The organism is Pseudoalteromonas ulvae UL12, from assembly GCF_014925405.1.
Classification (GTDB): Bacteria; Pseudomonadota; Gammaproteobacteria; order Enterobacterales; family Alteromonadaceae; genus Pseudoalteromonas; species Pseudoalteromonas ulvae.
Map to the genome: position 1 here is coordinate 780,222 of NZ_AQHJ01000035.1, position 18,188 is coordinate 798,409.

20 protein-coding genes are annotated in these 18,188 nt (G+C 41.8%); 11 read left to right on the forward strand and 9 right to left on the reverse strand.

The genetic code is table 11. The features are described from left to right. Positions 1-11: 11 nt before the first annotated feature. From hisH to hisG, 5 genes are read right to left on the reverse strand one after another with little or no spacing between them, the layout of a single operon-like run. Positions 12-602 carry an imidazole glycerol phosphate synthase subunit HisH gene (gene hisH / locus PULV_RS21500; RefSeq protein WP_193332629.1) on the reverse strand — a complete coding sequence of 197 codons (591 nt, stop codon included), beginning with the start codon at positions 600-602 and terminating at the stop codon, positions 12-14. After that, positions 599-1,660: a bifunctional histidinol-phosphatase/imidazoleglycerol-phosphate dehydratase HisB gene (gene hisB, locus PULV_RS21505; protein WP_193332630.1), complete on the reverse strand. Its 1,062-nt coding sequence runs from the start codon at positions 1,658-1,660 to the stop codon at positions 599-601. Before hisB ends, hisH begins: the two co-directional genes overlap by 4 nt. Before the next feature lie 11 nt (positions 1,661-1,671). After that, the gene (gene hisC, locus PULV_RS21510; RefSeq protein ID WP_086743425.1) at positions 1,672-2,736 is read right to left on the reverse strand and encodes a histidinol-phosphate transaminase; all 1,065 of its coding nucleotides are present in this window, start codon (positions 2,734-2,736) and stop codon (positions 1,672-1,674) included. Further along, positions 2,729-4,027 (reverse strand): histidinol dehydrogenase, encoded by a 1,299-nt coding sequence (gene hisD, locus PULV_RS21515; RefSeq protein WP_193332631.1) that lies wholly within the window; start codon positions 4,025-4,027, stop codon positions 2,729-2,731. The genes hisC and hisD overlap by 8 nt, the downstream gene beginning before the upstream one ends. Before the next feature lie 5 nt (positions 4,028-4,032). Further along, the gene (hisG, locus tag PULV_RS21520; RefSeq protein WP_086743423.1) at positions 4,033-4,932 is read right to left on the reverse strand and encodes an ATP phosphoribosyltransferase; all 900 of its coding nucleotides are present in this window, start codon (positions 4,930-4,932) and stop codon (positions 4,033-4,035) included. A gap of 338 nt (positions 4,933-5,270) precedes the next feature. Between hisG and PULV_RS21525 the strand changes: the two genes are divergently transcribed. The 4 genes from PULV_RS21525 (at position 5,271) to PULV_RS21540 (ending at position 8,542) form a co-directional block, all read left to right on the forward strand. Then, the gene (locus tag PULV_RS21525; protein WP_193332632.1) at positions 5,271-5,486 is read left to right on the forward strand and encodes a hypothetical protein; all 216 of its coding nucleotides are present in this window, start codon (positions 5,271-5,273) and stop codon (positions 5,484-5,486) included. Positions 5,487-5,559: 73 nt separating this feature from the next. Next, positions 5,560-7,473, forward strand: a complete 1,914-nt coding sequence (locus PULV_RS21530; RefSeq protein ID WP_193332633.1) for an ATP-dependent DNA helicase — start codon at positions 5,560-5,562, stop codon at positions 7,471-7,473. 1 nt (position 7,474) lies between these two features. Then, the gene (tsaB, locus tag PULV_RS21535; protein ID WP_086743420.1) at positions 7,475-8,158 is read left to right on the forward strand and encodes a tRNA (adenosine(37)-N6)-threonylcarbamoyltransferase complex dimerization subunit type 1 TsaB; all 684 of its coding nucleotides are present in this window, start codon (positions 7,475-7,477) and stop codon (positions 8,156-8,158) included. 75 nt (positions 8,159-8,233) lie between these two features. Beyond that, positions 8,234-8,542 carry a hypothetical protein gene (locus PULV_RS21540; protein WP_193332634.1) on the forward strand — a complete coding sequence of 103 codons (309 nt, stop codon included), beginning with the start codon at positions 8,234-8,236 and terminating at the stop codon, positions 8,540-8,542. A gap of 29 nt (positions 8,543-8,571) precedes the next feature. Here the strand turns inward: PULV_RS21540 and PULV_RS21545 are convergent, their stop codons facing one another. After that, complete coding sequence (locus PULV_RS21545) at positions 8,572-9,858, reverse strand: alkaline phosphatase (protein WP_193332635.1); 1,287 nt, start codon at positions 9,856-9,858, stop codon at positions 8,572-8,574. A 111-nt stretch (positions 9,859-9,969) separates the two neighbouring features. On the opposite strand from PULV_RS21545, the gene PULV_RS21550 reads away from it, so the two are divergent. The 3 genes from PULV_RS21550 to rnd all read left to right on the forward strand — a co-directional run bounded on the left by PULV_RS21550 (position 9,970) and on the right by rnd (position 13,787). Next, on the forward strand, positions 9,970-10,821 hold the full coding sequence (locus PULV_RS21550) for an alpha/beta hydrolase (protein ID WP_193332636.1): 852 nt from the start codon (positions 9,970-9,972) through the stop codon (positions 10,819-10,821). Between the two features lie 130 nt (positions 10,822-10,951). Then, positions 10,952-12,613 (forward strand): long-chain-fatty-acid--CoA ligase FadD, encoded by a 1,662-nt coding sequence (gene fadD / locus PULV_RS21555; RefSeq protein WP_086743416.1) that lies wholly within the window; start codon positions 10,952-10,954, stop codon positions 12,611-12,613. A 43-nt stretch (positions 12,614-12,656) separates the two neighbouring features. Continuing rightward, positions 12,657-13,787 carry a ribonuclease D gene (gene rnd, locus PULV_RS21560; protein ID WP_193332637.1) on the forward strand — a complete coding sequence of 377 codons (1,131 nt, stop codon included), beginning with the start codon at positions 12,657-12,659 and terminating at the stop codon, positions 13,785-13,787. A gap of 42 nt (positions 13,788-13,829) precedes the next feature. On the opposite strand, the gene minE is transcribed toward rnd, so the two are convergent. The 3 genes from minE to minC are packed head-to-tail and all read right to left on the reverse strand — an operon-like array spanning position 13,830 to position 15,608. Next, on the reverse strand, positions 13,830-14,090 hold the full coding sequence (gene minE, locus PULV_RS21565; RefSeq protein ID WP_086743414.1) for a cell division topological specificity factor MinE: 261 nt from the start codon (positions 14,088-14,090) through the stop codon (positions 13,830-13,832). A gap of 1 nt (position 14,091) precedes the next feature. Continuing rightward, positions 14,092-14,901 (reverse strand): septum site-determining protein MinD, encoded by an 810-nt coding sequence (gene minD, locus PULV_RS21570; RefSeq protein WP_086743413.1) that lies wholly within the window; start codon positions 14,899-14,901, stop codon positions 14,092-14,094. A gap of 5 nt (positions 14,902-14,906) precedes the next feature. Further along, positions 14,907-15,608: a septum site-determining protein MinC gene (minC, locus tag PULV_RS21575; RefSeq protein ID WP_086743412.1), complete on the reverse strand. Its 702-nt coding sequence runs from the start codon at positions 15,606-15,608 to the stop codon at positions 14,907-14,909. Positions 15,609-15,743: 135 nt separating this feature from the next. Here minC and PULV_RS21580 point away from each other — a divergent pair, with 135 nt between their 5' ends. From PULV_RS21580 to PULV_RS21595, 4 genes are all read left to right on the forward strand, one after another. Continuing rightward, entirely contained in the window at positions 15,744-16,025 is a 282-nt protein-coding gene (locus PULV_RS21580; protein ID WP_193332638.1) for a YcgL domain-containing protein, read from the forward strand. Continuing rightward, entirely contained in the window at positions 16,022-17,050 is a 1,029-nt protein-coding gene (locus PULV_RS21585) for a lytic murein transglycosylase (protein WP_086743410.1), read from the forward strand. Before PULV_RS21580 ends, PULV_RS21585 begins: the two co-directional genes overlap by 4 nt. An 84-nt stretch (positions 17,051-17,134) precedes the next feature. Beyond that, positions 17,135-17,635 (forward strand): YcgN family cysteine cluster protein, encoded by a 501-nt coding sequence (locus PULV_RS21590; RefSeq protein ID WP_086743984.1) that lies wholly within the window; start codon positions 17,135-17,137, stop codon positions 17,633-17,635. Positions 17,636-17,640: 5 nt separating this feature from the next. Continuing rightward, positions 17,641-18,171 carry an RNA methyltransferase gene (locus PULV_RS21595; RefSeq protein ID WP_193332639.1) on the forward strand — a complete coding sequence of 177 codons (531 nt, stop codon included), beginning with the start codon at positions 17,641-17,643 and terminating at the stop codon, positions 18,169-18,171. Positions 18,172-18,188 lie beyond the last annotated feature (17 nt).

The window sequence follows — 18,188 nt, forward strand, 5'->3', positions numbered from 1 at the left end:
GTTGTGGTCGCTTATATGCGCCATTCAATAAAATTGGTTAATAATTTAGCACCCACTTTGGCCGAACGTTCGGGGTGAAATTGCATGCCGGCGAAATTATCTTGCGTAACAATGGCTGAAAAGCGATTGCCGTATTCGCCACTGACTAATGTTGCCTCATTGCAGCGATGAGCAAAGCTGTGAACAAAATACACTTGATCTTGATCTGACAAACCTTTTGTTAATGCATGAGGCCGTTCAACCGTTAAGCTATTCCAGCCCATATGTGGCGAGGTCAACTTATCAGTATCAAGTAATGATACTTTGCCAGGAATTAACCCTAAGGTATCGATGTGGCCTTCCTCGGTAGATTCACATAATAGTTGCATTCCAAGGCAAATACCCATCAGTGGCTTTTCGAATTCAGATATCGCAGCTTGCCAACCACCATCAATGAGCCGCTTCATGGCGACACTTGCATGGCCGACTCCGGGTAAAATTGCGCGATCAAACTGGCTCAATTGTTCAGGGCGATTAATGACCTCGGTTGCACAGTTGAGTCGCTCAAATGCAAAGCGCACAGAATTGATATTGGCACAGCCAGTATTAATAATTGCTATCATAACATTCCCTTCGAGCTGGCAAGTATTTGCGTTGCATCTTTTGCGATAGCCATTCTTAACGCACGTGAAAATGCTTTAAATAACCCTTCAACTTGGTGATGGCAATTACCATCGCTGACTGACAAAATAAGGCTTAATGCTGCGTTATCGGTCAAACTTTTGAAAAAATGCTCAACCATTTGCACATCCATATCGCCGACTTTTTCACGGCTGAAATTGGCATTAAGTACACAAGATGCACGCCCTGATAAGTCGATTTGGGCCTCTGCTTTACATTCATCCATTGGCAGGGCAAAGCCATAACGTGCAATTTGTGACTTAGTGCCAAGTGCTGCTTTAATCGCTTGGCCGAGTGCAATACCGATATCTTCCACTAAGTGATGCTCATCAATATACAGATCGCCACTGGCTTTAATATCGAGTTCAATATTGGCATGAGTACGAATTTGATCCAGCATGTGATCAAAAAAGCCTAACCCAGTTTCAATGCAGCCTTTAGCGGGGCTGTCGAGGTTCAAAGCTAATGCTATTTGCGTTTCTTTGGTGTTTCTGACAATCGATGCGCTGCGGTTGGGGGTTAATAGGCGCGTCGTAATACTTTGCCAATCCCCTTGATATAAAATCCCTTCGCAGCCGATGTTTTCTGCCAGCCCAATATCGGTTTGGCGATCACCAATGACAAAAGAGCGCGCTAAATCCACTTTTCCTGAGCGTAAATAATCGGTCATTAGGCCTGTTTTTGGCTTGCGACATTGGCAGTTATCTTCAGTAAAGTGTGGGCAAATAAGCACGTCTTCAAATTGCACGCCTTGGCTTGTAAAAATATCCATCATATGGTTTTGCGCCACAAGATAATCGTCTTCAGGGAACGACGTTGTTCCTAAGCCATCTTGGTTAGACACTATCACTAAGCGGTAACCGGCTGCTTGTAATTGTAATAGAGCAGGGATGACACCGGGCTCTAATTTTACTTTGGCGACACTATCGACTTGTTTATCTTCAATGGGTTCAAATATTAAGGTGCCATCTCGGTCAATAAATAAATATGGAAAACTCATTACTACGTCTCTTATTGTTGATTGATGGCATCTAGCCAAATAGTGACTTGGTTTAGTTCGGCTTGACTGCCAATACTGATCCTTAACCAGTCGTCTTGGCCAAACAAAGTGAATGGGCGCATGATTAAACCCATTTCTTGAGCAATGGATAGAACACTGCGTTTAGCTAATTTCACTGTGACAAAATTACCTTCGCCAGATAACACTCGTTCAATAGCCCTTGATTGTTGGCAACGTGATACGAGGTCTTGCTTGAGCTGATTGAGCTCACTTACTTGCTCACGCATGGTGTTGATTGCTTGTGGTTGTAATGCCTGCTCAGCAATGTTTGCCACTACGCTTGATACTGGGTAAGGAGCAATGACTTTGCGAATAGGGGCTAGTATTTCTGGACGACTCAAGGTGAATCCACAGCGCAGACCTGCCAGCGCAAACGCTTTTGATAAGGTTCTTAATACAATGACATTAGACAGTTCATCGATAAGGCTGACGGCACTTTGCTCAGGGCAAAATTCAATGTAGGCTTCATCAACCACTAACAATGTTTTTGAGCCTAATTGCGCGCTGATTGCTTTGATGCGCTCGATTGATACCATTTCGCCTGTTGGATTGTTAGGGTTACAAATGAACACCAATTTACTTGAGCCAATTTCTTTAACCAGTGCCGCAACCGAACCGGTTTGTAGCTCTAGTTGAGTCAGCGCATTTATTTTCACATCATGGCTGTCTGCGGTGACTTTATACATTCCATATGTGGGTAAGAATATTGTGATGCTGTCTTGTTTCGGTTGGCAAAATGTACGAATTAATAATTCAATCCCTTCATCAGCTCCGCGGGTCATTAACACGTTCTGTGTTGAGAGCTGTGCATAATCAGCATAGCCTTGGATCACAGCCTCAGGCTGTGGCTCTGGGTAGCGATTTAGAGAATCCAGAGACAGATTGATTGTGCGTGAAAAAGGACTCTCATTGGCATTTAACCACGTGGTACCAGTTATTTTTTCACTTTTAGCTGAGCTATACGCTTTTAAATTGGCAATATTGTCTGGCAATAATTGTTCAATCATATTATTCATTATTTAATCTCTCCAACCGAATGCTAACAGCACGCGCATGAGCGTCTAACCCTTCAGCTTCTGCAAGTGGCAAAATAGCGTTTGATAATGTTTTTAGTCCAGTTTTACTGATTGTTTGTACGGTGTAAGTACGATAAAAGTCTAATAAGTTCAAACTTGAATAGACTTGACTATAGCCGTAAGTGGGTAAAACATGGTTTGTTCCCGACGCATAATCACCCGCCGATTCAGGGGTATAATCACCCACAAACACTGAGCCTGCATTTTTAACTAATGCTACATACCGAGCGGCATCGTCAATTTGTAAAATAAGGTGTTCAGGACCATATTTCGCCGAGACCTCGAATGCTTGTTCAATAGAGTCCACTAATATAAACGCCGAATTGGCTAATGCAGCTTTGGCTGTATCGGCACGGGTCAAGCGTGTGAGTTGCTCTTCAATTGCTTGCTCTGTTTGCGCGATGATCTTGGCACAATTGCACAGTAAGATAACTTGCGAGTCAGCACCGTGTTCGGCCTGTGATAACAAATCAGCAGCAATAAACTGTGCATCAGCACGTTCATCAGCAATCACTAACACTTCTGAAGGTCCTGCTGGCATATCTATCGCAAGCCCTGGCACTTGCTGCGATACCAGTTGTTTGGCCATAGTGACAAAGCTATTGCCGGGTCCGAAAATTTTATACACCTTTGGTACGGTTTCAGTGCCATAAGCCATGGCTGCAATCGCGCCTGCGCCACCAGCTTCAATGATGGTCTCAATGCCGCATAAGTTAGCTGCATATAAGATAGCAGGGCTGATCGGCGTTTGGCCTTTTACTGGTGTGGCTAAAACAACCGTAGTTGCACCACTTAACTGCGCAAGGACACCTTGCATTAACACTGAGGAAGGCAAGGGAGCGCTTCCTCCTGGTACATAAATGCCCACTGCATCAATCGCTTGGTATTTCAATTCGCAGATGACACCTGGTGTTGTTTCAAGCTTAATATCTGTTGGCTGCTGCGCAGTGTGAAACGCTAAAATGTTGGCATAAGCTTGCTCGATTGCTGACTTTAATTGTGCAGACAGCAGTGAGCCCGATTGCTTGATTTCATCGACAGGGACTTGCAAACGAGCACTATCACGTTGATCAAATTGCGCTGCAAGTTCGCGTAAAGCTTGATCGCCATTTTCCTTTACACGGGTAATAATCTGTTGGGTTGCATCCAGAATTACCTCTGATTGGCTTACAGCAGGGCGCGTTAATAACGCCGCTTGCTCAGTTAAAGACACCTCATTCCACAGTATCATGGGTCTTACTCCATCATTTTTTCAATTGGCATCACTAAAATGGAGCTAGCACCTAACGTTTTAAGTGATTCCATTGTTTCCCAAAAGAGTGTTTCTGAGCTGACCATGTGCAGCGCAACTAACTCTTCAGAGCCCGCTAAGGCTAAAACGGTTGGTTGGCCAGTGCCTGGCAGTAATGCACATATTTCATCTAATCGGGCTTTTGGCGCGTGTAACATGATGTACTTACTTTCTTTCGCTTGTTTAACACCACGTAAGCGAGGCAGGAGTTTATTAATGAGGGATAATTTGGCATCGTCTTGTAAAGCTGGATTTTGAATTAAGCATGCGTTTGATTCTAAAATTGTTTCGCCTTGCATTAAACCATTCGCTTCGAGGGTTGCGCCAGTGGAGACAAGATCACAAATTGCATCTGCCAATCCTGCACGCGGCGCTACTTCAACTGAACCGGTTAACATGACGACACTGGCTTTAATATTTTCACGGGCTAAATATTGCGACAGTATTTCAGGGTAAGTCGTGGCAATACGCTTTCCTTCGAACCATTGCTTTGATTGCGCGCCAAGTTCTTGTGGCCAAGCAAGTGCCAGACGGCAATAACCGAAATCTAACTTAGCAAGTTTGTTGACGTCACTGGGTAAAGATTGGCGAGCTCGCTCTGCTTGAGCTTCGACTAATACGTTTTCACCCACAATGCCTAAATCACACACCCCGTCCATGACTAAACCTGGGATATCGTCATCACGAACTCGGAGTACATCGATTGGCATATTGGTTGCGTGTGCAATGAGGCGTTGCTCTCGTAACTCAAGTTTAACACCGAGCTGTTTGAGGAGATCTTGGCAATCTTTTGATAAACGGCCGGATTTTTGTATTGCGATGCGTAAGCGTGTTGAATCTGTCATTTTCTCATTTCCTAATTAGTAAAACTAAAAACCCCGAGGGGAAACCTCGGGGCGAAATGATTTGGTTTTTACAAGTCGCTGGAGGTTCCTTTTAAGGAATAACCCCTCAGCGAAAGACCTGAAAGGCTATTCCGATGAATGATGGTGATGATGAATAGTGTTCAGGTTGAAAGTCATTGTATCTACTCTTGTTAATAAATGTTTAAGTATTGTTTACTTGCTATATAGAAAACCATGATTTTCTTCCCTATGCAATATAAAAATACGTACTTTAAAGAATATGTTATAACTGTCGATAATATAGTTAAGGTACAAATTGCGTATTAAGGAGTGTGTTTATGGATGCTATTTTACCTTTTTTGCCCAGAATCGCTTACGTGACGCCACTCGAACGTCGCTCGATTATCGTCGCGGGTGTGCAAGATGCAAAAATTAGAAAACTGTCAAAAGAACTAAAACAGTTGGACTTAAAAAAGAAAGAACTAACTGATGATAAAAGCGAAATTGAGCAAGAGGATGATGAAAAGGGCAGTCAGCTAGATACGTGGGCATAATCGATTTTGAGCTGGTTATCTCGAACAGAGTCACGTACTATCGCGTTTTCATAAGATCTAACTTATCTTTTTAATGGCGAATTTAACCGATATATTCAGTGCATCTGGCCCGATGGCATTGCAAATCAAAGGGTACCAACCTCGCCAAGCGCAAATTGATATGGCGATGGCTGTTGAGAAGGCGATATTAAAACAGCATCAATTGGTTGTCGAAGCAGGAACGGGAACAGGTAAAACTTTTGCGTATCTTGCGCCTGCATTATTGAGTGACAAAAAAGTCATTATTTCGACCGGTTCAAAAGCGTTACAAGAACAACTTTATCACCGTGATCTGCCCAAATTATTAAACGTCCTGACCAAAGGCAAAAAGACGGCATTATTAAAAGGGCGGGCAAATTACTTATGCCCTCATCGACTCAATCAACATGTGAGTCATGTGCCCACAGATGACAATGATATCATGCATGAATTAGCCATGGTGGCTAAATTTGCAACCGAAACTCAATCCGGTGACATGGCTGATTGCATTGGCATTGAAGAAGATGCCAAAGTGCTGCCATATGTCACGTCAACGGCCGAAAATTGTTTAGGCAAAGAATGTCCTGAATACGAAAATTGTTATATCAAAAAAGCGAGATTAAAAGCCATTGATGCGGAGTTAGTGGTGGTTAATCATCATTTATTTTTTGCTGACATGGCAGTTAAAGAGGGGGGCTTTGGTGAACTCATTCCAACAGCGGATGCCTATATTTTTGACGAAGCCCATCAATTATCTGAGATTGCGAGCCAATACTTTGGCCAGACTGTCAGTACCAAGTCTTTGTTTGACCTAATTAAAGATTTACGTTTATTGTATCGGACTGAACTGTTTGACATGATCCAACTTGGCAAAGCGCTTGATAAATTAGAGTCGAGTGTCGCCGATTTTAGACTCCAATTTCCAATCGATAGCATTCGAGGCGATTGGCGTGAAGCAATAAAAAACCCCAATATTACTCGGGCAGTCGAACGGATAGTCAATGATATTACTTTTTTATATCAAGTGACTAAGTTAGCCCTAGAGCGAACTGACTCCATTAATCACTTATTCGATCGTTGTGTCAGTTTACGTAATTTGCTAGAAACCATGTTTGATACAAAAGAAGTCGGCTTTAGTTATTGGTATGAAACAACGCGGCGCAATGTTAGCTTTCATGTCACTCCGCTTAACATATCTGAAAAATTCGCTCAGTTAATTGAAAACTCAAATGCGGGTTGGATTTTTACGTCTGCCACTTTGTCAGTCAGTGGTGAGCTGCATCACTTTAATCAAGCATTAGGGTTAACACCTGTTGAGAGTTTTATCGTTGAGAGCCCTTTTGATTACGCGAATCAAGCACTGCTGTGTTTGCCGCGTTACTTACCTGAAGCTAATTCGCCTGAAATGGCTCATGCTTTGGTGAAGGTGTCGCTTGCGATGATCAATGCTGCCAAAGGGCGCTGTTTTGTTTTATTTACCAGCTATCGTGTGATGAATTTGGTTGCCCAAGGGTTGAGTTCTTTGGTTGAGTACCCGATATTTGTACAAGGACAAACGTCAAAACGTATTTTGTTAGAAAAATATCAACGCCATGGTAATGCCGTTTTACTGGGGACAGCTTCATTCTGGGAAGGCGTCGATGTGCGTGGCAGTAGCCTAAGTTGTGTTATTATTGATAAACTGCCGTTTGTCGCACCAGATGATCCTTTATTGCAAGCGAAAATGCGAGACTGTAAAGCGCAAGGTGGTGAGCCGTTTTCACACATTCAGCTTCCACAAGCGGTGATCACTTTAAAACAAGGCGTCGGTCGCTTAATTCGCGATCAGCAAGACAAAGGCGTATTGGTCATTTGCGATAATCGTTTAGTGACTAAGCAGTATGGTGGTTTATTTTTAGCAAGTTTGCCACCGATGAGCAGAACTCGGGATTTAGACAAAGCCGCACAATTTTTAACATTAATAGAGTAATATGAGCCAAAATATTTTAGCGTTTGACGCATCCACCGAAGCCTTATCTGTTGCCGTTCAAGGCGAAAAGATGATTGTTCATTTCGAAGAATGCCCTCAGCAGCATAGTCAAAAAATTCTGCCCACCATTAAAGCAACATTGTCGCAAGCGGGTTTAAGTTTGCACGATATTGATGTGATTGCATTTGGCCGTGGCCCAGGCAGCTTTACGGGGGTACGCATTGGTGTGTCAATTGCACAAGGGCTTGCCTATTCAGCGAACATTCCTGTTGTTGGTATTTCAACCATGCAAGTGATGGCACAACAAGCGCTCGAAAAACATGCTGTTGATAATGTTTTTGTCGCGATTGATGCCCGCATGTCAGAAATATACTTTGCCCATTATAAACGCGATGAACATGGTCAAGCAGCGCTTGTGGATGACGAAAGGGTGCTTAAGCCAAATGAGCTTGTACTTTCTGAAGTAACAGGCATTGCTGTGGGGACTGGCTGGCAAGCCTACCCAGAGGTAATTACGAGTCAATTGATTACTTTTGACGAGCAAATTTTACTGCCCAATAGTCAGTATATGCTTGCTTTAGCTCACACTCAGTTTGAACAAGGTAGGGTGACATCTGCTGAAGAAGCCCAACCTGTTTATGTGCGCGATACCGTAACATGGAAGAAATTACCTGGTCGAGAGTAATTAATCTTTTGTGGTGTACAAGGTTTGATTGTGATTTATACTCAAACAGTCGCCTACTTTCTTTGAGGAAACAAAGTGAGTTTGATTGTAAATTCAAATATTGATTCAGTTCGATTATATCAGCCGTCACCCAAAAAAGTGCAGGCTGAGCCGCAATCACGACTGCTACACAGCACAGCGGCAGAGCGCCCAAGTTACATTAAATCTGACTCAGATACACTCTTAGACTTAGCCAAGAAAAACCCATTTAATGAGCCACAATCAACTATTTATGATCAACCTAATCAAAAGATGAATGCCGCGATTAGTCTTTATAAAACGTTTGCTAATTTGGAACGTAGAGAAGAGATTGAGCAATTGGTGGGCGTTGATATATATGCATAAAGTAGAGGAGGGAACTCCCTCCTCATTATCTACTGCTTAATATAGTCAATCAGTGTTTGAGCAATATCTGTATTGTTGAGATGGCCTCTTAATTGCTCACTGCCCATGCCGTAGGCAAAAACAGGCACATCGATTGCTGTGTGCCCACCAGTTGTCCAACCTGTATAGCTTTTGTCATTAATCACTTTTCGCACAGCGGTAAATAATGCATCACCATCAATTTGTTTTGCCTTTTTTAACGCATCTAATTGCTCTTTGCTTAATGGCCACTTTACAAATTGTTTCCACGTTGCGTTAATATCAGGCGCGGTAGCCAATTCAGTTGCTAATTTACTGGCACTGACACTGACGTCTTTAATGATCTCGGTTTCCCATTTATATTCACCTAATGAGCCTAAAGTTAATCCTCCGGTCGAATGATCGGCTGTTATAACCAGCAAGGTATCAGGGTGGCTATCAACAAACTGTTTCGCTAATGTAACGGCTTGTGCAAAATCATTCATTTCACCCATGGCACAACGAATATCATTTGCATGTCCACACCAGTCAATCTGGCTGCCTTCAATCATGGCAAAAAAGCCTTCTTGATTATGATTGTCTAATAATTCTAAGGTTTTTTTCGTCATTAAGGTGAGGTGGTTTTCGCCTGAATCAACAACATACGGTAACGCAATATCTGCAAATAAGCCTATCGCTGGGATTTGATTGAGACTGTCGAGTGTTGCTAATTGATTTTTGTATACATACCCAGCTGATTTAAACTCAGCGATTAAATCGCGGTCTTCTCGGATAAAATACTTCTGACCCCCCCCTAACAAAAGGTCGACAGGAAATTGCGCATTGATTTTGTTGTCTATGTAATCGTCAGCAATCTCGTTGTAATTTTTGCGATGACTATTATGCGCTGCAAAGCTGGCTGGAGTTGCATGGTTAATTTGCGAGGTGGCAACCAAGGCTGTTGTCATGTTTTTTTGCTTGGCAATTTCAAGCATGGTCAAAAGAGGTTTTTTATGTGTATCGACCGCAATTGCACCATTATAACTTTTATGACCGGTACTAAGTGCTGTGGCACCTGCAGCACTGTCAGTGACATAGGTGTGATCGTCAGGGAAGGTTCGTGCCATCCCAGTGAGTAAATGATCAAAAATGGTTGTTTCGACATCTTTAGTCGCAGGATCGTCCGAATAATAGCGATATGCGCTGGTGTAAGCTGGGCCCATCCCATCACCAATCATATAAATAATGTTTTTGGGCGTATTGGCATAAAGTGCGCTTGAAAATAAACTAATCGCGCCTAGGGAAATGATGTATTTCATAGTATGTTCTTTTTGTTTAATGACAGGGCATTTTAGGGTGTATCCTTAAGAATAAAAACTAAAAATCGCTAGAACACTCAAAATACTGGTCAAATTATGAAAGGAAATAGCGTGAGAATCCAGCAACACACATTTTACACTTCAGATCTTAGAATCAGCGCACAACAATGTGGTGCACAAGGGAGAGAAACATTACTCGCAGTGCATGGTTGGCAAGACAATAGCGCCAGTTTTATACCTCTATTTTCCGCACTCGAAGGCATCAACTGTATTGCACTGGACTTACCTGGTCATGGGCAATCAGATTGGCGCGATGCACAAGCTCATTACTATTTTATTGATTATGTCGACGACTTATATCAAGTAATTTCAATGAACTATCAACAACCCATTCATCTCGTTGGTCATTCTATGGGAGCGATGGTGATCACCCTTTTTGCGGCATGTTTCCCGTCGCTGGTGAAATCGTTGACGCTCATTGATGGGATTGGTTTTGTGACCACTCCTGCTCAAGAGACCACATCACAGTTACGTCATGCGATCTTAATGAGAGCGCGCACCCGTGCGAAAGAAAGTAAACATAGAGTGTTCGCAAATTTAACTGAATTGATTAATAAACGAATGCAAGTGAGTGATCTGTCATTCGAATCATGTCGATTATTAATGGAACGTAATTCTCTTATTGATAGTACTGGCGTAAAGTTGACCATTGACCCAAAATTAAAACATCATTCAGGATTTAGATTTGACCAAGCGCAAAGTCAAGCTGTGTGTAGGGAGGTTCAAATGCCGGTTAATCTGATTCTTGCAGAGTCAGGTCTTGAGCAAATGAAAACAGCTCTCGAACTGTATGGCTCTGAATTTAAAGAATTAAATGTATTTCATATTGAAGGTGGGCATCATTGTCATATGGATAATCCGATCGCTGTAGCGCAAGTCTTACAAGGGATAATAGATACGTGAACGTGAGCTAATTGTAACTTGAATGCAAATGTGTGATGATATGCGACCATTTAGAGTAAATACTCAATTGTTTAATCGCCTTAGTTGTTTTAAGGTTACACATAATGAATAAAAATAAGAGGGGCTAACGGTGGATAAAATCTGGTTTAAAAGGTATCCCGAGGGCATGCCTGAACAAATAGATCCAAGACACTACAACTCCCTGCTAGACCTATTTGAAATAAGTTTCGCAGACTATGCTCAGTTACCTGCATTTGCAAACATGGGCAAAAAAATGTCTTACCAAGAATTAGATCTGGCGACAAAGAAATTTGCTTCGTATTTACAAAATGATCTTGGCTTGAAAAAAGGCGATAAAGTGGCTGTTATGATGCCAAATTTATTGCAAACTCCGATTGCTATTTTAGGCACGCTTCGTGCCGGGTGTACGGTAGTGAATGTTAATCCACTCTACACTGCACGTGAATTAGCACATCAACTGAATGACTCAGATAGCCAAGCTATCGTGATTTTAGCGAACTTTGCCCACACCTTAGAAGAAGTGCTGGCTGAGACACAAGTTAAGCATATCGTGCTCAGTGAAATTGGTGATATGTGTGGTGGGTTTAAAAAACATTTAGTTAATTTTGTGGTGAAGCACATCAAAAAAATGGTGCCGCCTTTTAAATTACCTAAGCCAATCGCGTTTAATCAGTTAATGGCTGATGCAGATGAAGGGAAATATCAACGCCCAGATTTACATCACGAAGATCTCGCATTTTTACAATACACAGGTGGGACAACGGGTGTATCAAAAGGTGCAATGTTAAGCCATGGCAACATGGTTGCGAATTTAGAACAAGTTTCAGGTTGTCTTGATAAGGTACTCGACCGAGGTCAAGAAGTGGTTGTCACAGCACTGCCGCTTTACCATATTTTCGCTCTAACAGCTAATTGCCTCACCTTTATGAAATATGGTGGGCTTAATTTACTGATAACTAACCCGCGTGATATGCCAGGATTTGTTAAAGAACTTAAAAATAACAAATTTACAGCCATTACAGGTGTGAACACGTTATTTAATGGTTTATTGAACACGCCAGGCTTTGAACAATTGGATTTTTCAAACCTTAAATTATCGTTAGGCGGTGGTATGGCAGTACAACGCCCCGTTGCAGAACGATGGCAAACAGTTACTAAGAGCCGTCTTGTTGAAGGTTATGGTTTAACTGAGTGTGCGCCACTGGTTACAATTAGCCCTTACGACTTGCAAGCCTATAATGGCTCGATTGGCTTACCTGCACCGAGCACTGATATTAGAATCATGGGCGAAGATGGCCAAGAAGTCGCTAAAGGTGAAGCAGGCGAGTTGTGGGTGAAAGGTCCACAAGTGATGCAAGGGTATTATAAACGACCTGAAGCCACTGCTGAATGCTTAAAAGACGGCTGGTTTGCAACAGGGGACATTGCTACTTACGATGATGAAGGTTTTTTCTTTATTGTTGACCGTAAGAAAGACATGATCATAGTGTCTGGCTTTAATGTGTTTCCAAATGAAATCGAAGAAGTCTGCATGATGAATCAAGGGATCCTTGAAGTTGCTGCTGTGGGCGTGCCTCATGAGATAAGTGGTGAGCAAGTTAAGATTTTTGTTGTTAAAAAAGACCAATCTTTAACAGAAAAAGATATAATAGCCCATTGTCGAAAAAATCTAACTAACTACAAAGTTCCGAAATTTGTTGAATTTAGGGATGAACTCCCTAAAACGAATGTCGGTAAAATTTTAAGGCGTGCCTTAAAAGAAGCAAGTTAAGAAAAGCCGGCGTATGCCGGCTTTTTCATAAAAGGGCGAACCGTTGCAATATCAAATCATCACAGAACAGTCTCAACTCGATCAGTATCTCGAGCTCATTTCCAAAAAACCGATTCTTGCAATTGATACCGAATTCATGCGCCGTCGTACGCTTTATCCAGAAATTGCCCTGATCCAAGTGTTTGATGGTGAACATCTGGCACTGATTGATCCGTGTTGTGAATTAGACTTAAGCCAGTTTTGGCAACTGATGACTGAACAGTCAATTCTAAAAGTGTTCCACTCTCCTTCAGAAGATGTTGAAGTGTGCATTAAACATGGCCAATGTGTACCCAGTCCGATGTTTGATACTCAGTTTGCACTATCACTACTCGGTGAGCCCAATTGTGTGGGGTTTGCGTCGATGGTCGAAAAGTTGCTTAGTTTAGAAATAGACAAAAGTGAGTCGCGTACAAACTGGCTACAACGGCCACTTACTCCTAAACAACTTGAGTATGCGGCAGGGGATGTATTTTATTTGATGCCGTGTTTTGAGCTCATTTATCAGCAAATACTCGCACGAGATTTGTTGGATGTCGTACTCGGTGAAAGTGAATTGCTGGTATGTAAACGCGCGTACCAAACACCTGACCAAATCTTATATCAAGATATCAAAAATGCTTGGCAATTAGCCCCTTCAGAATTAGCTATCTTAAGGGAACTTGCCATGTGGCGCAGAGAAAAAGCACGCACGAAGAACTTGGCGCTGGGCTTTATTTTAAAAGAACATACTATGTTTGAGATAGCCAAGCGCAACCCTCAATCATTAACACAATTACGTAATGTACCCGATATTGAAGCGATGGAAGTCAATAAGTCAGGGAAAGAAATTATTGCCTGTGTCAGCAGAGGGTCAGCTGTACCTGCTGCGGACTACCCAGAAAAAATAAAACGACTTATCGATTTTCCACAATATAAACGTTTTGCAAAACTGATTAAGCACAAGCTTGCAAAAGTAGCTGATAGTTCAAACATTCCTTTGGATGTGATTGCGAGTAAAAAACAAATCAATCAATTTTTGTCTTGGCATTGGAAATTATCTGAAGCTGATAAACAAACAGCGTTAATGCCGGATTTAATGACTGGCTGGCGTAAACAGATTTTAGGGGATTGTTTAGCTGATTGGGACAAATAAAAAAGGGTTGCTTTACGCAACCCCTTTTTTATCAATAATTGGTTATTTACGTTCGTCAGGCAACGTGACGTTAAGCTCTAATACTGACAAATCATCTTCGTTTTGCTCAAATTGAACTTGAACTTGATCAGAGCTGATTGAGACATACTTACGGATCACATCAAGAATATCTTGCTTAAGCTGCGGCAAATAATCAGGTGTCCCTCGTTGCGAACGCTCATGTGCTACGATGATTTGTAAGCGCTCTTTTGCAACGGATGCCGTTGCTTTTTTAGGTGAGCGAAAATAATCTAATAATGCCACGCTATCCTCCGAAAATCCGTTTGAAAATACCTTTTTTCTCAACACTTAGGAAGCGAAAGTCAATCACTTCACCCAGTAGACGTTCAATGGCATCTTGGTATGCTTGACCAGCATCAGATTGACCATCGAGTATCACAGGCTGACCTGAGTTTGATGCATTGAGTACCGCTTGAGATTCTGGAATGACACCCAGCAAATCAATCGCTAAGATTTCTTGCACATCTTCGACAGAGAGCATTTCACCACGTTCAACCCGTTCTGGATTATAACGTGTTAATAATAAATGTTCTTTTATTGGCTCTCGGCCTTCTTCGGCACGTTTTGATTTACTCTGTAAAATACCTAAAATTCGGTCTGAATCGCGTACCGAAGACACTTCAGGGTTTGTGGTTACAATCGCTTCATCGGCAAAATAAAGCGCCATCATCGCGCCTGCTTCAATACCCGCTGGTGAGTCACAAACGATAAAATCGAAGGTTTCTTTTAACTCATTTAGTACTTTTTCAACGCCATCTTTGGTTAGCGCATCTTTATCACGGGTTTGTGAAGCGGGAAGTAAAAATAATTTTTCAACACGTTTATCTTTGATTAAAGCTTGATTAAGGTTTGCTTCACCGTTAATGACATTGACAAAGTCATAAACGACACGACGCTCACAGCCCATTATTAAGTCTAGATTTCGTAAACCAATATCGAAATCGATAATAACGGTTTTATACCCTTTTAAAGCTAGGCCAGTGCCAATTGCTGCACTTGATGTAGTTTTGCCTACACCACCTTTACCTGAAGTAACGACAATAACTTTTGCCATGAGTGTTATCCTTTAACCAATGCGGTAATTTCTAAAGTTTCTTGTTTTAATTGCACACAGGCTGGTAAACCCCAGTGAGCACCTTGGAGTGATTCACTTAACCAGTAATTTCCATTGACTGAAACAAGCTCTGCCTCTAATTTTTGACAGAATATTTGTGCGTCACGGTATCCTTGCGCGCCAGCTATAGCACGCCCTCTGAGCGTGCCGTAAATGTGAACATTGCCATCTGCGATGACTTCAGCTCCATGACTCACTGAGCCTTGAACGATTAAATCGCGGTTTTTTGCATACACTTGTTGACCCGAGCGCACTGTGCCTTGAATCACTTGTGGTGGTAAGTACACTTCTTTTTCGACGATTGCATTGGATGAAGTCACCGGCGCTGCTGGTTTGTTATCTTGTGCGTAATTGAGCACTGATAACATGGCCTCTTTGGCGTGGACATTTTGTTGCTCACTGCCATTACAGACACCAACGGGGTTGAGTCTTAAATCCAATAAAATTTGTTTAAGTGCAGTAAAATCGAGAGTTTGCTCTTGGACTGATTGCAAGTTAATGACGATGGGTGCGCCATAAAAGAATTTTGGTGCTTGTGAAATTTTTTCATCTAATTGTTTGGCAAGTAAGGCGCTATCGTTTTGATACAAATGTAATACCGATAGGGTAAATAAATTGCCTTTTAATTCGAATATTTGTTCTGACATAGGGGCTCTAATGATCTGCGTACCTTTATTATTAAATCGTTATATAACGCTCGCGTCGGCCGCAAATTCTCTCACTTTTTAATTCTTCCATGGTATAGTGTCGACCACCTATAAGCAAGACGAAAAAGGCATAGAATGTTAACGGCAGTCTATAAAAGTAGCAAAAAAATTGACACTTATCTGTATGTAGAAAGAAAAGATGATTTTTCGAAGGTCCCTGAGGCATTAATAGCTACATTTGGCAAACCCATCTTAGTCATGATCATCAATATTCGCGATCGAAAAGCGCTCGGTGTGGCTGATGTCGAAAAAGTGCGTGAACAATTAGCAGATAAAGGGTTTTACTTGCAAATCCCGCCGCCAACTGACAATCTGCTAGACCAACTTAGAAAAGAAAATGGAGCAAACAACCAGTGATAAAAAAAATTGCGTTCTTAGTCTTTAGTGCTGCAGGTTTATGTTTGACAAGTGCAGTTAACGCAGATGAACAACAAGAAAAATTTAATCAATATGTTGTTGAATTAAAAGCACAAGCGTTAGAAAAAGGATATGACCAAGCTTTAATTGATCAAGCTTTCGCGACCGTTAAGTTTAAAAAGAAAGTACTGAAAGCGGATAAAAACCAGCCCGAAGTAAAAGAAACACTGGAAACTTATTTACCAAAACGTGTCCCGAAATGGAAAGTTGACCGAGCTCGTAAATTATACGCAGAAAATAAGACAGATCTTGAAAAAATAGCCAAAGAGTTTGGAGTTCAAGCTCGCTTTATTGTCGCTTTGTGGGGGCTTGAGAGTAATTTTGGCAAAATACAGGGGTCTTTTCCTGTTATCTCATCCTTGGTGACGTTAGCTTTTGATGGCCGTCGTGAGACCATGTACAAAAATCAACTCTGGGCTGCGTTAGATATCCTCAAGCAGGGTCATATTGATATTGAAAACTTTAAAGGTTCATGGGCTGGGGCTATGGGGCAAACCCAGTTTATGCCGACATCGTTCATGGCTTACGCTGTTGATTATGATAAAGACGGGAAAAAAGATATTTGGCAGAATCAGTTAGATGCATTTGCATCGATTGCGAATTATCTAAAACAAGCAGGATGGAATGATTCACTGACCTGGGGAAGGCAAGTACAGCTACCGGAGTCTTTTGCTAACCAATACGTGCTAAAACGTGGCACACGCTCACGTAAAGAGTGGTTAACTGAATGGAAAGTGTCAGAGCGCGACTTAAGCCAATGGCAAGCCTTAGGTGTGCGACGAGTCGATGGCACTGATTTACCCAATGTGTCCGTTACCGCTGCATTGGTTATGCCTGATGATATGAATGGTCGAATGTATTTAGCGTATGATAATTATAAAGCATTAATGCATTGGAATCGTTCGTATTATTTTGCGACTTCTGTGGGTTTTTTATCCGATCAAATCGGTTATCCAAAGATTTAATTCATATCCTGACAATCATTTTTGCGCCGTATAAGGCTTTGGGCTAAAATGCCCGCCTTATCGGGGCGATTAGGTTTAAGCAGTATGTTACAAGATAATTTCTGGCAACAGAAACGTTTGTCAGAAATGACACAACAAGAATGGGAAGCCATTTGCGATGGTTGTGGCAAATGCTGCCTCAATTCGTTTATCGACAGCGAGGATGAAGAGGATGAATTTGCGCCTACCGATACCTTACGTGATGGTGAAGAAATCATCTTTACCAATATTGCATGTCAATACCTTGATTCTTCGGCATGTAGCTGTACGAATTATGAAAATAGGCAACGCCTTGTCCCTAGTTGTGTCAAACTCACCAAAGATAATTTAAAAGACATATTTTTTATGCCTCAGAGTTGTAGCTATCGTCGTTTGCATGAAGGCCGAGGTTTAGCAAGTTGGCATCCGCTTAATCATAATGGTGACAAAACAGCGATGCATGATGCAGGGATCAGCGTCAAAGACAAAGTGGTGAAAGATAACGAAGTGAACCTGGATAATTTTCAGGATTACATTGCCACTTGGCCGACCTTTGATAAGGATTAACAAGCATGGTCACAGATAAACATGTTTCAATCGGATTGATCAATCCAAAAAGCCCGACCAATGTTGGCGCGGTGATGCGCGCAGCGGGTTGTTACGGTGTTAATGAAGTTTATTACACTGGCACTCGCTTTGATAGGGCGCGAAAATTTCATACCGATACAAAAAATATTACCGATGCAATTCCGTTAGTGGGAGTTGAGGATTTAAAGCTTGCTCTAACCCCAAGCTGTAAAGTGGTAGCGGTGGAATTAATAGAAGGTGCGACTTCTTTACCTCAATTTACTCATCCTGACGAAGCATTTTATATTTTTGGGCCAGAAGATGGCTCGCTAAGTAAAGACGTACTTGCTTGGTGTGATGACGTTGTTTATATCCCTACAAAAGGGTGTATGAATTTGGCGGCAACGGTGAATGTCCTTTTGTATGATCGCCTTGCCAAGTCTGATGACATTGTTGATGGTGATGATTTAATCCGGCAAAGTCGCGATGCAAATAACAAAATTGTGCTCAGTGACATTACAAAAGTAAGCAAATAAGACCACTTAATAGTGGT

Bases quoted from the DNA above. Each gene is read 5' to 3' on its own strand.
- PULV_RS21530 (WP_193332633.1), top strand. From the start codon at position 5,560: ATGGCGAATTTAACCGATATATTCAGTGCATCTGGCCCGATGGCATTG.
- hisG (WP_086743423.1), bottom strand. From the start codon at position 4,932: ATGACAGATTCAACACGCTTACGCATCGCAATACAAAAATCCGGCCGT.
- PULV_RS21525 (WP_193332632.1), top strand. From the start codon at position 5,271: ATGGATGCTATTTTACCTTTTTTGCCCAGAATCGCTTACGTGACGCCA.
- PULV_RS21595 (WP_193332639.1), top strand. From the start codon at position 17,641: ATGGTCACAGATAAACATGTTTCAATCGGATTGATCAATCCAAAAAGC.
- hisC (WP_086743425.1), bottom strand. From the start codon at position 2,736: ATGAATAATATGATTGAACAATTATTGCCAGACAATATTGCCAATTTA.
- hisB (WP_193332630.1), bottom strand. From the start codon at position 1,660: ATGAGTTTTCCATATTTATTTATTGACCGAGATGGCACCTTAATATTT.
- minD (WP_086743413.1), bottom strand. From the start codon at position 14,901: ATGGCAAAAGTTATTGTCGTTACTTCAGGTAAAGGTGGTGTAGGCAAA.
- PULV_RS21590 (WP_086743984.1), top strand. From the start codon at position 17,135: ATGTTACAAGATAATTTCTGGCAACAGAAACGTTTGTCAGAAATGACA.
- minC (WP_086743412.1), bottom strand. From the start codon at position 15,608: ATGTCAGAACAAATATTCGAATTAAAAGGCAATTTATTTACCCTATCG.
- hisH (WP_193332629.1), bottom strand. From the start codon at position 602: ATGATAGCAATTATTAATACTGGCTGTGCCAATATCAATTCTGTGCGC.
- PULV_RS21545 (WP_193332635.1), bottom strand. From the start codon at position 9,858: ATGAAATACATCATTTCCCTAGGCGCGATTAGTTTATTTTCAAGCGCA.
- PULV_RS21580 (WP_193332638.1), top strand. From the start codon at position 15,744: ATGTTAACGGCAGTCTATAAAAGTAGCAAAAAAATTGACACTTATCTG.
- hisD (WP_193332631.1), bottom strand. From the start codon at position 4,027: ATGATACTGTGGAATGAGGTGTCTTTAACTGAGCAAGCGGCGTTATTA.
- tsaB (WP_086743420.1), top strand. From the start codon at position 7,475: ATGAGCCAAAATATTTTAGCGTTTGACGCATCCACCGAAGCCTTATCT.